General features: G+C 70.5%; 15 protein-coding genes. 4 read left to right on the forward strand and 11 right to left on the reverse strand.

The window, feature by feature from the left end:
* Nucleotides 1–56: 56 nt before the first annotated feature.
* The 6 genes from rlmB to ACZ6CV_RS19070 form a co-directional block, all read right to left on the reverse strand.
* On the reverse strand, nt 57–1007 hold the full coding sequence (rlmB, locus tag ACZ6CV_RS19045; protein ID WP_362372218.1) for a 23S rRNA (guanosine(2251)-2'-O)-methyltransferase RlmB: 951 nt from the start codon (nt 1005–1007) through the stop codon (nt 57–59).
* A 130-nt stretch (nt 1008–1137) separates the two neighbouring features.
* A complete protein-coding gene (gene cysS, locus ACZ6CV_RS19050) occupies nt 1138–2541 on the reverse strand; it encodes a cysteine--tRNA ligase (RefSeq protein WP_469251916.1) in 1404 nt (467 codons plus the stop codon).
* A 100-nt stretch (nt 2542–2641) separates the two neighbouring features.
* Nucleotides 2642–3046 carry a PPOX class F420-dependent oxidoreductase gene (locus ACZ6CV_RS19055; protein WP_362372212.1) on the reverse strand — a complete coding sequence of 135 codons (405 nt, stop codon included), beginning with the start codon at nt 3044–3046 and terminating at the stop codon, nt 2642–2644.
* Nucleotides 3047–3118: 72 nt separating this feature from the next.
* Nucleotides 3119–3628 (reverse strand): 2-C-methyl-D-erythritol 2,4-cyclodiphosphate synthase, encoded by a 510-nt coding sequence (ispF, locus tag ACZ6CV_RS19060; protein ID WP_355819196.1) that lies wholly within the window; start codon nt 3626–3628, stop codon nt 3119–3121.
* Entirely contained in the window at nt 3618–4349 is a 732-nt protein-coding gene (gene ispD, locus ACZ6CV_RS19065; RefSeq protein WP_469251917.1) for a 2-C-methyl-D-erythritol 4-phosphate cytidylyltransferase, read from the reverse strand. The genes ispF and ispD overlap by 11 nt, the downstream gene beginning before the upstream one ends.
* 339 nt (nt 4350–4688) lie before the next feature.
* The gene (locus ACZ6CV_RS19070) at nt 4689–5171 is read right to left on the reverse strand and encodes a CarD family transcriptional regulator (protein ID WP_003953493.1); all 483 of its coding nucleotides are present in this window, start codon (nt 5169–5171) and stop codon (nt 4689–4691) included.
* A 624-nt stretch (nt 5172–5795) separates the two neighbouring features.
* On the opposite strand from ACZ6CV_RS19070, the gene ACZ6CV_RS19075 reads away from it, so the two are divergent.
* Nucleotides 5796–6548 carry a copper chaperone PCu(A)C domain-containing protein gene (locus ACZ6CV_RS19075; protein ID WP_469251918.1) on the forward strand — a complete coding sequence of 251 codons (753 nt, stop codon included), beginning with the start codon at nt 5796–5798 and terminating at the stop codon, nt 6546–6548.
* Nucleotides 6549–6642: 94 nt separating this feature from the next.
* On the opposite strand, the gene phoP is transcribed toward ACZ6CV_RS19075, so the two are convergent.
* Together phoP and phoR are read right to left on the reverse strand one after the other, a co-directional pair.
* The gene (gene phoP, locus ACZ6CV_RS19080) at nt 6643–7323 is read right to left on the reverse strand and encodes a two-component system response regulator PhoP (protein WP_127911779.1); all 681 of its coding nucleotides are present in this window, start codon (nt 7321–7323) and stop codon (nt 6643–6645) included.
* On the reverse strand, nt 7320–8639 hold the full coding sequence (phoR, locus tag ACZ6CV_RS19085) for a two-component system sensor histidine kinase PhoR (protein WP_469251919.1): 1320 nt from the start codon (nt 8637–8639) through the stop codon (nt 7320–7322). The genes phoP and phoR overlap by 4 nt, the downstream gene beginning before the upstream one ends.
* A 305-nt stretch (nt 8640–8944) precedes the next feature.
* Here phoR and phoU point away from each other — a divergent pair, with 305 nt between their 5' ends.
* From phoU to ACZ6CV_RS19100, 3 genes are all read left to right on the forward strand, one after another.
* On the forward strand, nt 8945–9670 hold the full coding sequence (gene phoU, locus ACZ6CV_RS19090; protein ID WP_469251920.1) for a phosphate signaling complex protein PhoU: 726 nt from the start codon (nt 8945–8947) through the stop codon (nt 9668–9670).
* A gap of 570 nt (nt 9671–10240) precedes the next feature.
* A complete protein-coding gene (locus ACZ6CV_RS19095) occupies nt 10241–10453 on the forward strand; it encodes a hypothetical protein (protein WP_469251921.1) in 213 nt (70 codons plus the stop codon).
* A gap of 39 nt (nt 10454–10492) precedes the next feature.
* Nucleotides 10493–11044, forward strand: a complete 552-nt coding sequence (locus ACZ6CV_RS19100; protein WP_469252027.1) for a DinB family protein — start codon at nt 10493–10495, stop codon at nt 11042–11044.
* A gap of 67 nt (nt 11045–11111) precedes the next feature.
* On the opposite strand, the gene ACZ6CV_RS19105 is transcribed toward ACZ6CV_RS19100, so the two are convergent.
* The 3 genes from ACZ6CV_RS19105 to ACZ6CV_RS19115 form a co-directional block, all read right to left on the reverse strand.
* Nucleotides 11112–11873 carry a phosphoglyceromutase gene (locus ACZ6CV_RS19105; protein ID WP_469251922.1) on the reverse strand — a complete coding sequence of 254 codons (762 nt, stop codon included), beginning with the start codon at nt 11871–11873 and terminating at the stop codon, nt 11112–11114.
* 112 nt (nt 11874–11985) lie between these two features.
* A complete protein-coding gene (locus ACZ6CV_RS19110) occupies nt 11986–12447 on the reverse strand; it encodes a hypothetical protein (RefSeq protein WP_469251923.1) in 462 nt (153 codons plus the stop codon).
* Between the two features lie 2 nt (nt 12448–12449).
* The gene (locus ACZ6CV_RS19115; protein WP_469251924.1) at nt 12450–12953 is read right to left on the reverse strand and encodes a hypothetical protein; all 504 of its coding nucleotides are present in this window, start codon (nt 12951–12953) and stop codon (nt 12450–12452) included.
* Between the last annotated feature and the right edge of the window lie 13 nt (nt 12954–12966).

A 12966-nucleotide genomic window follows, 5' to 3' on the forward strand; every position in this document is an offset into this window, starting at 1 on the left:
GGGGAAATGTCCGGGCCGCGTCAAGAGATCACCGCGGCCCGGACATCCCAGGTGGATCAGGCGCGGCGGCGCGAGGCCTCGTAGAGCACGATGCCCGCGGCGACACCGGCGTTCAGGGACTCCGCGCCACCCGGCATCGGAATCCGCACCCGGAAGTCGCAGGTCTCGCCGACGAGGCGGGACAGGCCCTTGCCCTCGCTGCCGACGACCACGACGACCGGGCCGCTGAGCGCCTCCAGGTCACCGACCTCGTGCTCACCGTCGGCGGCCAGGCCGACGACGGCGACGCCCGCCTTCTTGTACGCCTCCAGGGCGCGCGTCAGGTTGGTGCAGCGCGCGACCGGGGTGCGGGCGGCGGTGCCCGCGGACGACTTCCAGGCGCCGGCCGTCATGCCGGCGGCGCGCCGCTCGGGGACGAGGACGCCGTGGCCGCCGAAGGCGGAGACGGAGCGGACGACGGCGCCGAGGTTGCGCGGGTCGGTCACGCCGTCCAGGGCGACGATCAGCGGGTCCTGGCCCTCGTCGTACGCGGCGGCGGCGAGGTCCTCGGCGTGCGCGTACTCGTACGGCGGGACCTGCAGGACGAGGCCCTGGTGGTTGAGGCCGTTCGTCATGCGGTCCAGCTCGGGGCGGGGGGCCTCCATGAGGTGGATGCCACCGCGCTCGGCCGCGAGCTGCAGCGCCTCGCGGACCCGCTCGTCGTTGTCGATGAACTGCTGGACGTAGAGCGTGGAGGCGGGCACGCCGTCGCGCAGCGCCTCGAAGACCGGGTTGCGTCCGACGACCATCTCGGACGTGCCCTTGCCGCCGCGCCCCTTGAGCGTGGCGGGACGGCGGCCACCCGCGGCCTTCTTGGCCTTGGCGTTGGCGATGCGGTTCTTCACGTGCCCCTTGCGCGCCTCGGCGGGCGGCGTCGGGCCCTTGCCCTCGAGGCCGCGGCGCCGATTGCCGCCGCTGCCGACCTGCGCGCCCTTCTTGCCGGACATGCGGCGGTTGTTAGCGGCCATGACCTACCTGTCTGTCGTGTTGCGGGTGCGCGTACGTGCGTACGCGCAGAGGTGTACGTCTCTGAAGTGTGCCGTGTACGTCTATGAAGTGTGCCGCCCGGAAGGCCGGGCGGCACATCAGCGGGGTCGGTCAGCGCGGACCGAGCGTCCAGCGGGGCCCGCTCGGGCTGTCCTCGATGACGAGGCCCGACTGGCCCAGCTGGTCGCGGATGGCGTCGGCGGTGGCCCAGTCCTTGCGGCCGCGGGCGGCCTCGCGCTGGTCGAGGACCAGGCGAACCAGGGCGTCGACGACGCCGTGCAGGTCCTCGCCGCGGTCGCTCGCCGCGCCGGCCCAGTGCGGGGCGAGCGGGTCGAGGCCGAGGACGCCGAGCATGGCGCGCACCTCGGCGAGGCGGGCGACGGCGGCTTCCTTGTCGTCGGCGGCGAGGGCGGAGTTCCCCTGCCGCACGGTGGTGTGGACGATGGCGAGGGCCTGCGGGACGCCCATGTCGTCGTCCATGGCGTCGGCGAAGGCGGGCGGCACCTGGGCGGCGGGCTCGACGACGCCGCCGGCCATCTCCACCACGCGCTGCACGAAGCCCTCGATGCGCGCGAACGCGGACTCGGCCTCCTGCAGGGCCTCCGGGCTGTACTCGATCATCGAGCGGTAGTGCGGGGTGCCCAGGTAGTAGCGCAGCACGATGGGCCGCCACTTCTTGACCATCTCGCTGACGAGGACGGAGTTCCCGAGGGACTTCGACATCTTCTCGCCGCTCATGGTCACCCAGGCGTTGTGCACCCAGTACCGCGCGAAGCTGTCGCCGAAGGCCTTGGCCTGGGCGATCTCGTTCTCGTGGTGCGGGAAGATCAGGTCGATCCCGCCGCCGTGGATGTCGAACTCGCGGCCCAGGTACTTGTGGGCCATCGCCGAGCACTCCAGGTGCCAGCCGGGGCGGCCTCGGCCCCACGGGGTCTCCCAGCTGGGCTCCCCCTCCTTGGCGGCCTTCCACATGGCGAAGTCACGGGGGTCGCGCTTGCCGGTCTCGCCCTCGCCGGACGGCTGGCGCAGCTCGTCGAGGTCCTGGTTGGACAGCTCCAGGTAGCCCGGGAAGGACCGCACGTCGAAGTAGACGTTGCCGTCGGCCTCGTAGGCGTGGCCGCGCTCGATGAGGCCGCGCATCATCTCGATCATCTCGGTGATGTGGCCGGTGGCGCGGGGCTCGTAGGTGGGCGGGAGGCAGCCGAGCGCGTCGTATCCGCTGTTGAAGGCGCGCTCGTTCTCGTACCCGATGGACCACCAGGGGCGGCCCTGTTCGGCCGACTTCTTGATGATCTTGTCGTCGATGTCGGTGACGTTCCGGATGAACGTGACGTCGTACCCGCGGTAGGCGAACCAGCGGCGCATGATGTCGAAGTTCAGGCCGGACCGGATGTGCCCGATGTGCGGGGCCGCCTGCACCGTGGCGCCGCAGAGGTAGATCGAGACACAGCCGTCGTTGAGGGGGCTGAAGTCACGGATCTGCCGGGCGCTGGTGTCGTACAGGCGAATGGTCACCACACCAGGGTAGTGGGCGCGGGACAGTGCCCCGCGCCCCTTGGACCACAGGGCACCGAACTGTGACGTCACGCGCCGCGGGGCACGGCGGACACGGCCCTCAGATGCTCCCGACCACCTTGCGCGCCGAGACGCGGACGACCACGCGCTGGGTGTCGTCCTTCGAGGACGGGTTGAACTCCGCGTACTTCTTGCCCGTGTACTTCACCGACAGCTCGTCGATCAGCTCCTGCCCGCCCTCCGTCGTCATCTGCGCCGTCCCACGGATCTCCGCGTACGAGTACGGCGCGTCGAAGGGCTGCACCAGCACCGTCACCCGCGGATCCCGCCGCAGGTTCTTCTCCTTGCGACGGTCCACCGTCGTCGAGAACAACACGTCGTCCCCATCACGCTTCACCCAGACCGGGGACACCTGAGGACTCCCGTCGGGCTGAATCGTGGCGACCGTGATGAAGACGGGGCTGTCGAGCAGCTCTTTCAGGGCGTCGGAGAGTTGGGCGGACATGGCTCACTCCTTCGTGCGGTGTGCGTACGGGGCATCTGCCTGTACGAGGCATACGAATACCCCATCGCCCGGCTACGACGACGTACGTACGACCAACGCGGTGGCGATCGCCGCCAGGCCGTCGCCGCGGCCCGGGAAGCCCAGGCCGTCGGTGGTGGCCCCGGAGACCGAGACCGGCGCGCCGGCCGCCTCGGAGAGCACCTTCTGCGCCTCGTCCCGGCGCTTGCCGATCTTCGGGCGGTCCCCGATGACCTGCACGGCGACGTTGCCGACGGTGAAGCCGGCGTCCCGGACGATCCGGGCGGCCTCGGTGAGCAGCGTCAGGCCGGAGGCGCCGGACCACTCGGGGCGGCCGGTGCCGAAGTGGGCGCCGAGGTCGCCGAGACCCGCGGCGGAGAACAGCGCGTTGCACGCGGCGTGCGCGACGACGTCGGCGTCGGAGTGCCCGGCCAGGCCGGGGCCCTCGCCCTCCCACTTCAGGCCCGCGCACCACAGCTCGCGGCCCTCTTCGAAGGCGTGGATGTCGGTGCCGATGCCGACCTGCGGCAGCACGGGCGCGGGTGCGGGCGTCTCAGAAGCCATCGTTGGCCCTCCTGCGGGCGAGGACGGCCTCGGCGAGGACGAGGTCGAGGGGGCGGGTCACCTTGAAGGCCTCCTCGTGGCCCGGCACGCACACGACGGGCAGGCCCAGCTGCTCGACCATGCCGGCGTCGTCGGTGACCTCGCCGGTGACGCTCGCGTGCGCGCGCTCCAGCGTGGCCCGGTCGAAGCCCTGCGGGGTCTGCACGGCGCGCAGCCGCGCCCGCTCGGGTGTGGCCAATACCGGTTCGGGCTCGCCCGGCGCCGCGGCGGGCTCGACCTGCTTGACGGTGTCGGCGAGCGGCAGCGCGGGCACCACGGCGGGCGCCCCGTCGCGTACCGCCTCGATGACGCCGTCGACCGTGTCGACCGGCACGAGGGGGCGGGCCGCGTCGTGCACGAGGACGACGTCGAAGCCGGGCGGCAGCGCGTCGAGACCGGCCCGCACGGACTCCTGGCGGCTCTCGCCGCCGGGGACGACGAGGAAGTCGGTCCGCTCGGGCAGCGCGTGGTCGTCGAGGAGGGTCTTGACCTCGGGGGCGCCGTCGGGCGGTGCGACCACGACGACGAGGGAGACGGCGCGGGACTCCGCCATCGCACGCACCGCGTGGATGAGCATCGGGGTGCCGTTCAGCGCGCGCAGTGCTTTGGGGGCGCCAGGGCCGAGGCGCACGCCCCGCCCAGCCGCGGGAATGACCACCGCGGTACGGGATTCGCTAGACATCGGTTCCGTTCAGGTTTGTGTGCTCGACCGACGTGGGTATGGCCACACCGTGCCGGGTGGGACGCCTCGACCGGACCCTTCCGTGACATCCGGTCGAGCGAGCTGCCCGGACCCGGCACGCCGAGCACGGCCCCGCTCGGGGCCGCTGACAACAAGACGTACGAGACGCACAGGACCAGGCCGTACAAGACGTACAGGGCCTGGGTGTCCACGAGGTGTCGAGTCCGGGTACGAACATGCCGCAGCGCCCGGCGACACCATCAGGGTCAGCGGGCACCGCGGCATTGCTGCGCCAATTCAGCGCGGAACTTCCGAGGCGGCTGCCCCGGACCGTCCGCGTCAGGACGCGAGGACCTCGTCCAGCAGGGCCTCGGCCTTGTCCTCGTTCGTGTTCTCCGCGAGGGCGAGCTCGCTCACCAGGATCTGGCGGGCCTTGGCGAGCATGCGCTTCTCGCCGGCCGACAGTCCCCGCTCCCGCTCACGACGCCACAGGTCACGCACGACTTCCGCGACCTTGATGACATCGCCGGAGGCGAGCTTCTCGAGATTTGCCTTGTAGCGACGCGACCAGTTCGTGGGCTCTTCGGCGTACGGCGCGCGCAGTACTTCGAAGACCCGGTCGAGGCCGTCCTGCCCGACCACATCACGCACACCGACGAACTCCGCATTGTCCGCTGGCACACGCACCGTCAGGTCGCCCTGGGCGACCTTCAGCACCAAGTAGGTCTTGTCCACGCCTTTGATCTGGCGAGTTTCGATAGCCTCGATCAGCGCGGCCCCGTGATGGGGATAGACCACGGTGTCGCCAACCTTGAACGTCATGTGACAGGTACCCCTTCCGTGGCTATCCATCCTAACACGAGAATCGCCTCTTCTGAATGGCGTTTTCGCAGGTCAGGGCATATCTCGGGGCTTGACAACAGCGACAGGAACGTGCTGCGGAGGGCCTCCGGAACGGGGTATTCGCAGGTCGGAGCGGCTCTCCGAGGACCCGGAATCGCGCCCGATACGCGCCCCTCACGTGCGCTCCGAGCGGCCGAACGTCCCGGTTTGCGCGGTTCCAAGCGGTGAACTTTCGATACTCCGTTCGGAGGAGGAAGAGGTGTGCTGTGCGCCGTCCGGAGCGTTTCCTGAATTGATCAAGGCACCGGGTGATCAATTCTCCGGACCCCCATGCATTCCTTACCGGAAATCCGCAGGGTGGGCCCCCGAGCTCTTGACAGTGCTTATCCGAAAGATGACCGAGGGGACACGGGGACGGGTGGGGCGCGGGCCGTCCGGCGGGGCGCGTGGTGTCCGGAGGGCGGCCGGGCGCGTTAAGGGGCGGGTCGGGTGCGGTGGCACGGGAACGGCTCGGTAATCTAAGCGCGCTGACACACCCTTAGGACGGCTTTACGGCCGCCCGCCCCGTCCTGTACCGCCCACGTTCAAGGAGTTGCCGCCGCCGTGAGCCGCAGCCTTCGACGCGGCGCCCTCGCCGCCACCGCCATCGCGTTCTCGCTTGCCTCGCTCTCCGCGTGCGCAGCCGGCAACAACGCTCAGACGATGGAGGTCAAGCCGGACAACGCCGCGATCTCCGTCGGCGACATCAAGATCCAGAACGCCCTGGTCATCACCCAGCCGGACAAGGAGGCCCAGGGCCCTGCCGCGGTCTCCGCGACGATCTTCAACGCCGGCGACAAGCCCCAGAAGCTGAACTCCATCTCGGTCGAGGGCGCCGACTCGAAGGCCAAGCTCGCCCGCGGCAAGGAGGACAAGGTCTCCAAGCCGAACGGCCCGCTGACCATCCCGGCCGGCGGCTCCCTCGTCATCGGTGGCAAGGACAACGCCTCCGCGCTCATCTCGGGCGCCGGCGAGGAGGTCAAGGACGGCAACGCGCAGCGGATCACGTTCGCCTTCAGCAGGTCCGGCGACGTGAAGATGGAGGCGTTCGTCGTCCCCGCCGACAGCTACTTCACCAAGTGGGGCCCGAGCCAGGTGCCGCAGGCGCCGAACGGCAAGGCGTCGGAGTCGGCGAAGCCCGGCACGTCGGGTGAGCCGAACGAGTCCGGCAAGCCCGGCGAGTCCGGCAAGCCCGGTGGCGGCGGCACGGACCCCTCGGGTACGGCCTCCGGCAAGCCGTCCGGCAACCCCTCCGGTGAGGCGTCGGACGCGGGCGAGCACGGTACGGACGACGCCGGGACCGGCGCCGAGCACTGATCTCCGTACCCACGTCGTGAAAGCGTGAAAGAAGGGCGGGACCCCACCGGGGTCCCGCCCTTCTTCATGTCGCTGTCGGGTCGGTGTCCGCTGTTTACGGCTCGAACTTGTAGCCGAGGCCGCGCACCGTCACCAGGTAGCGCGGCGCGCCCGGGTCCGGCTCGATCTTGGCGCGCAGTCGCTTGACGTGGACGTCGAGGGTCTTGGTGTCGCCCACGTAGTCGGCGCCCCAGACGCGGTCGATGAGCTGCATGCGGGTCAGGACGCGGCCGGCGTTGCGCAGCAGCATCTCCAGGAGGTCGAACTCCTTCAGCGGCAGGTCGATCTTGGAGCCGGAGACCGTGACCACGTGGCGGTCCACGTCCATGCGGACCGGGCCGGCCTCCAGCGCCTGCGGGGCGACCTCCTCGGGCTCCCCGCGGCGGCGCAGGACCGCGCGGATGCGGGCGACCAGCTCCCGCGAGGAGAAGGGCTTGGTGACGTAGTCGTCGGCTCCTATCTCCAGGCCGACCACCTTGTCGATCTCGCTGTCCTTGGCGGTCACCATGATCACCGGGACGTTGGAGCGGCTGCGCAGCTGGCGGCAGACCTCGGTGCCGGGCAGGCCGGGCAGCATCAGGTCGAGCAGGACGAGGTCGGCGCCGTTGCGCTCGAATTCGTCGAGTCCGTCCGGGCCGGTCGCCGCGATGGCGACTTCGAAGCCCTCCTTGCGGAGCATGTAGGACAGGGCGTCGCTGAAGGATTCCTCGTCCTCGACGACGAGCACTCGGGTCACGGAAGGACCTCCGGGGCAGGAATGGGTTCGTACGTGGTGGTCGCGGCGGTTGCTGTGCCCCCGTGGGGCGGGGTGGCGGTCTCCTCGTCGAGCCCGCCGTCGTTTCCGCCGCCACGACCGGTTCCGCGGTCGCGGTGCGCGGCCGCCTCGGGCAGCCGCAGGGTGAAGGTGGAGCCCTGTCCCTCGGAGCTCCACACGGTGACCTCCCCGCCGTGCGAGGCGGCCACGTGCTTGACGATGGCGAGGCCGAGGCCGGTGCCGCCGGTGGCCCGGGAGCGGGCCGGGTCGACGCGGTAGAAGCGCTCGAAGATGCGCTCCTTGTCCTTGTCGGAGATGCCGATGCCCTGGTCGGTGACGGCGACCTCGATGAGGTCCCCGGAGCCGAATGCCTGGGAGGTGCCCCCACCACCGGGTGCGGAGACCCGGCGGGCGGCTATGCCCACGCGGGTGCGGGCGGGGCTGTAGTTCACTGCGTTCTCGACGAGGTTGCCGAGGGCGGCGGCGAGCTGGCCGCGGTTGCCCCAGATCTGCAGGTCGGCGGTGCCTCCGGCGGCCATGGTGATCTGCTTGTGGGAGGCCTGGTGCCGGCTGCGGTCGATCGCCTCCGCCACCAGCTCGTCGACCGGGACGGGCTCGGCGTCCTCCAGGGGGTCGTCGTTCTGCACCCGGGAGAGGTCGATGAGCTCCTGGACGAGGCTGGTCAGGCGGGTCGCCTCGATCTGCATGCGGCCCGCGAAGCGTTCGACGGCCTCCGGGTCGTCCGAGGCATCCATGACGGCCTCGGAGAGCAGGCTGAGGGCGCCGACCGGGGTCTTCAGCTCGTGGCTCACGTTCGCGACGAAGTCGCGCCGTACCGCTTCGATGCGCCGGGCCTCGGTGAGGTCCTCGACCAGGAGCAGCACGAGGCGTGAGCCGAGCGGCGCCACCCGGGCGGAGACCGCGAGGGCGTCGCCGCGCCCGGTGCCGCGCCGCGGCAGGTCCAGCTCGACCTGGCGTATCTCCCCGTCGCGGCGGGTGTCGCGGGCCATCTGCAGCATCGGCTCGACGGCGAGCTTCCCGCCGCGCACGAGCCCGAGTGCGTACGCCGCCGAGCTGGCCTTGACCACGCTGTCGGCCTCGTCGAGGACGACCGCGGAGGAGCGCAGCACGGAGAGCACCGTGTCCACGCCGGGCGGGAGTACGGGGTCGGTGTGCAGGGAGGTCCGGGTGGGGCGCTTCTGGTCGCGTTCGCTCCATCGGAACGCCAGCATGGCGATGACGCCGGTGCACACCCCGGCGATCGCTGCCGCTGCGGCGACCGCCGCGTTCACGTCCATGTCTCCAGGTTATGCGCCGGTTCGGTGTCGCCCACAGCCAAACGGGTGCCGCCTCGAACACTCGTCGCCCAGAGTTCACCGTGGGGACGGTGCCGGTTCACTTCCCCCGGCCGGACGGCGGCGGGCGCGCGCCGGGACGGAGGGTTACGTCGCCCACAGTTCACCTTGGCGACGGGGGCGATTCATGTGGGGTGCCGGAAACGGACGCGTGCGGCCCGCACCGTGGGAGCGTAGGGGCCAGCCCCTTGCGACGTATCGGAGCGGTAGGGGCCGGCCCCCTGGACGTACGAGAGAGGGACAGCCACATGCGGGACGCGTACCACGAGGAACTTGACTCGATCGGCGACAGCCTGGTCGAGATGGCCCGCCTGGTCGGGTCCGCGATCGGGCGCGCCACGACGGCCATGCTCGACGCCGATCTGAAGATGGCCGAGAGCGTGATCGCCGCCGACCAGAAGGTCGACGATCTCCAGCACGACCTGGAGGCGCGCGCGATAGCCCTGCTGGCGCGGCAGCAGCCGGTCGCCACGGATCTGCGCATCGTCGTCACGTCCCTGCGCATGAGCGCCGACCTGGAACGCTCGGGCGACCTCGCCCAGCACGTCGCGAAGCTGGCGCGGCTGCGCTTCCCGGAGTCGGCGGTGCCGCGGGATCTGCACGCCACGATCCTGGAGATGGGCCAGCTCGCGCAGCGCCTGATGGCGAAGGCGGCGGAGGTCATCATCACCAAGGACGTCGACCTGGCGCTCCAACTGGAGCAGGACGACGACGAGATGGACCAGCTGCACCGCACGCTCTTCCAGCACCTGATGGACGACCGCTGGAAGCACGGCATCGAGACGGCCGTCGACGTGACGCTCCTCGGCCGCTATTACGAGCGCTTCGCGGACCACGCGGTGTCGGTCGCGAAGCGGGTCGTGTACCTGGTCACGGGCGAGCACGCGGACGAGATCCAGGCGACGGGGGCGGGGTCGGGGTCGGCGGGGCCTGCGGCGGGCTCGACGGGGCCGGCTCCGGTGGAGGGCGCGTAACTCGCCCCCCGCGCGCGGGTGCCCCGCACGACGACGTCAGGTGTCGCGCGGGGCACAGCCGTGTGCGGTCCTGCCGGTCCTTCGGTCAGCCGCAGCCGCCCCCGCACTGGCAGGGACCGCCAGACTGGCAGCCACAGCCGCAGCCGGAGCCGCAGCCGCAGGCGCCCAGAAGTACGAGGGCGGGCAGCCCAGGCGTGTCGACCGGCTGCTCGGGGACGGGTTCGCGCATAGGGCACTCGGCCATGGTCTCCTCCTCGAAGGCGTACGACGTACTGCCTGTTGCCCATTGCATGCCCACGGGGGCGGGCGCATCAACGGCGCACGCGCGCGTGGCTCTCTTCGGGGCGTGGGCGGGGGGCGTGTGCCGGGGCTCGCCCGACGGCGCGGTCAGGCACGGATGGTGCCGCGCCGGCCCGAGCGATGCGGCCCGAGCGATCCAGCCTCTGATGAGCGCATTGCTGCCAACTGCGGGCAAGTGCCCCACTCCCCGGACCGGTCGGGGCTACACAGGAACGACGGGCGTTTGCGTCTTTCGCTCCTGACGGGCCTGACGGGAGGGGTGGCCAAGTGGTGCTGTCGATCGATCTCGCGGTTCTCCTGGCTGTCGTCATCATCGTGCTGCTGCGCAGGCGGGTGGCGCCCCGCACCAAGGCGGACACGGCGCTGACCATGACGGTGGTCCTGGTCTTCGGCATCCTGGTCGCCCCGACCGACTTCGGCCAGGGCATCCAGAACGTGGTGACCGACCTGGCCCAGGGCATCTCGGAGTCGAGCACGCGCTGAGCGGGGCCGGTACGTCGTGTGTAGCGTGCGCAAATGACCATGACAAGAAGCGAGCGGCTCGCGGAGCAGCTGGACTGGTACTGGCAGCAGAACCTGCGGCCTCGGCTGGCCGGCCTCACCGATGAGGAGTACTTCTGGGAGCCGGTACGCGGCTGCTGGAGCATCCGCCCGCGCGGCACGTCGACCGCCCCGATGTCCGAAGGTTCGGGGAAATGGACGATGGACTTCGCGTACCCGTCCCCGGAGCCGGCGCCGGTGACCACGGTGGCCTGGCGGCTGGCGCACATCATCGTCTCGTGCCTGGGCTACCGGGTCGGCTGGTACTTCGGCGGCCAGGACATCGACTCCGAGACGTTCGCGTACGCGGGGACCGCCGACGAGGCGCTGCGGCAGCTCGATGAGATGTACGGGAAATGGAACGCGGGGGTCCGCGGACTCTCGGACGCCGACCTGGAGAATCCGCCCGCTGCGGGCCCCGAGCGCTTTCCCCTGGAGAACAGGATCCTGCACGTCAACAGGGAGCTGATCCATCACGGCGCCGAGATGTGCCTACTGCGCGACCTCTACCGCTGGCGGGACGGAGCGGTGTAGCGCCGCATGACGCGAAAACGCCCCTGATCCGCGCTTTCCGCGCAGGTCAGGGGCGTGACCGCAGGCCTTACTTCTTCTTGCCCTGGTTCTTGACCGCCTCGATCGCCGCCTTCGCGGCCTCCGGGTCGAGGTAGGTGCCCCCGGCCTTCAGCGGCTTGAAGTCGGTGTCCAGCTCGTACGAGAGCGGGATGCCGGTCGGGATGTTCAGGCCCGCGATGTCGGCGTCGGAGATGCCGTCCAGGTGCTTGACCAGGGCGCGGAGGCTGTTGCCGTGGGCTGCCACCAGGACCGTCTTGCCGGTCAGGAGGTCCGGGACGATGCCGTCGAACCAGTACGGGAGCATGCGGACGACGACGTCCTTCAGGCACTCCGTCTGCGGGCGCAGCTCGGGCGGGAGCGTCGCGTAGCGCGCGTCCTCGAACTGGGAGTACTCCGCGTCGCGGTCCAGCGGCGGCGGCGGGGTGTCGTACGAGCGGCGCCACAGCATGAACTGCTCCTCGCCGAACTCGGCGAGCGTCTGGGCCTTGTCCTTGCCCTGCAGCGCGCCGTAGTGGCGCTCGTTCAGGCGCCAGCTGCGGTGGACCGGGATCCAGTGGCGGTCAGCCGATTCCAGGGCGAGCTGGGCCGTGCGGATCGCGCGCTTCTGGAGCGACGTGTGGACCACGTCGGGGAGCAGGCCGGCGTCCTTCAGCAGCTCACCGCCGCGGACCGCCTCCTTCTCGCCCTTCTCGTTGAGGTTGACGTCCACCCAGCCGGTGAACAGGTTCTTCGCGTTCCATTCGCTCTCGCCGTGGCGGAGGAGGATCAGCTTGTACGGTGCGTCGGCCATGCCTCTGAGCGTAATGGAACGGCGGGGGGCCTCGCGCGCGCGGGCGCGAGTATGCGGAGCAGGGGCGCGGGGTACGGCATGACCGCGCCTCCTGTGGACCCCGCGACCTTCGTCAGAGCTTGAACACTCCACGCCAGGTCCACCCGGCCCTCAGGACCGCGACCTCCAAGGGGGTCGTCATCTCCCGCGTATCGAACCGGAACGCCACCACACGCCGCTTGCGACCGTCGGTTCCCACCACGGTTTTCTTCTGCGTGAACACCGCCGGCGCGTGGCCACGGCCGTACTGCTTGTTGGCATTGCCAGCGGAACGGTTCTCCCACCGCTCGTGCAGCACGCGTACCTCGTGCTTCCCCGGGACCAGACGCATACGGGTCTTCAGGCGCACGCCCACCCTCGTGACGTTGCACTCGGCCACCAGGTCCGCCTTCTCGTCGGGGCGCCCCTCACGCACGCTGTACAGCACGCCTGGCCTGTCCAGTGCGAGCAGTGCGTCCCGGACCTCGGCCTCAGGTTTCGGAGTGACGTGGCCATCGGGGACCCTCGTGCCGGTCCACTTGTTCCAGAAGCCCATGACTACGCCCCCGCCTCCGTCTCTGCGCCCGTGTGAATCGTGCTGATGAACTCCTGGAATTGCCCCAGTACGGCGCCGTGCTGCGCCGCGGTGGCGGTCAACACCAGCCGAATCACGGCGCGATGCGTCGGATTCTTGATGTCCGGCAGAGAAAGGTACGCGTGTGTCTGGACCAAGTCGCGTCGCGTGCCGTTGGTGTCGGCGGAGAAGGACAGTCGCTGGATGAGGCCTGGTGCATCGGCAGATCCCGCCTCACGGCGATGGACCACGACCACCGCCTGGGCGGCCTCGCGCAGACGTTCCACCGACTCGTCCGCGATATCTTCCAGCGTGGTGGTCTCCGGTGGCACCTCGCCGGCGATGGTGATGTTCGCGGCGAATCCGGCGTCGGGGCGCGGATGTAGAGCAGCGAAAGCCAGGCCGCCGGCGTCGGCCATCTCCGGACGGGCGGGCCGCCAGCCCTCGGGCAGGCGGAAGTCGATGGGGACGGGCAGAGGCGTGGGCATCTCCGGCCCTCCT

This window comes from Streptomyces sp. NPDC041713, from assembly GCF_055591085.1.

Bases quoted from the DNA above. Each gene is read 5' to 3' on its own strand.
- rlmB (WP_362372218.1), bottom strand. From the start codon at position 1,007: ATGGCCGCTAACAACCGCCGCATGTCCGGCAAGAAGGGCGCGCAGGTC.
- ACZ6CV_RS19055 (WP_362372212.1), bottom strand. From the start codon at position 3,046: ATGTCCGCCCAACTCTCCGACGCCCTGAAAGAGCTGCTCGACAGCCCC.
- ispF (WP_355819196.1), bottom strand. From the start codon at position 3,628: ATGGCTTCTGAGACGCCCGCACCCGCGCCCGTGCTGCCGCAGGTCGGC.
- ispD (WP_469251917.1), bottom strand. From the start codon at position 4,349: ATGTCTAGCGAATCCCGTACCGCGGTGGTCATTCCCGCGGCTGGGCGG.
- ACZ6CV_RS19070 (WP_003953493.1), bottom strand. From the start codon at position 5,171: ATGACGTTCAAGGTTGGCGACACCGTGGTCTATCCCCATCACGGGGCC.
- phoR (WP_469251919.1), bottom strand. From the start codon at position 8,639: ATGGACGTGAACGCGGCGGTCGCCGCAGCGGCAGCGATCGCCGGGGTG.
- phoU (WP_469251920.1), top strand. From the start codon at position 8,945: ATGCGGGACGCGTACCACGAGGAACTTGACTCGATCGGCGACAGCCTG.
- ACZ6CV_RS19100 (WP_469252027.1), top strand. From the start codon at position 10,493: ATGACAAGAAGCGAGCGGCTCGCGGAGCAGCTGGACTGGTACTGGCAG.
- ACZ6CV_RS19105 (WP_469251922.1), bottom strand. From the start codon at position 11,873: ATGGCCGACGCACCGTACAAGCTGATCCTCCTCCGCCACGGCGAGAGC.
- ACZ6CV_RS19110 (WP_469251923.1), bottom strand. From the start codon at position 12,447: ATGGGCTTCTGGAACAAGTGGACCGGCACGAGGGTCCCCGATGGCCAC.
- ACZ6CV_RS19115 (WP_469251924.1), bottom strand. From the start codon at position 12,953: ATGCCCACGCCTCTGCCCGTCCCCATCGACTTCCGCCTGCCCGAGGGC.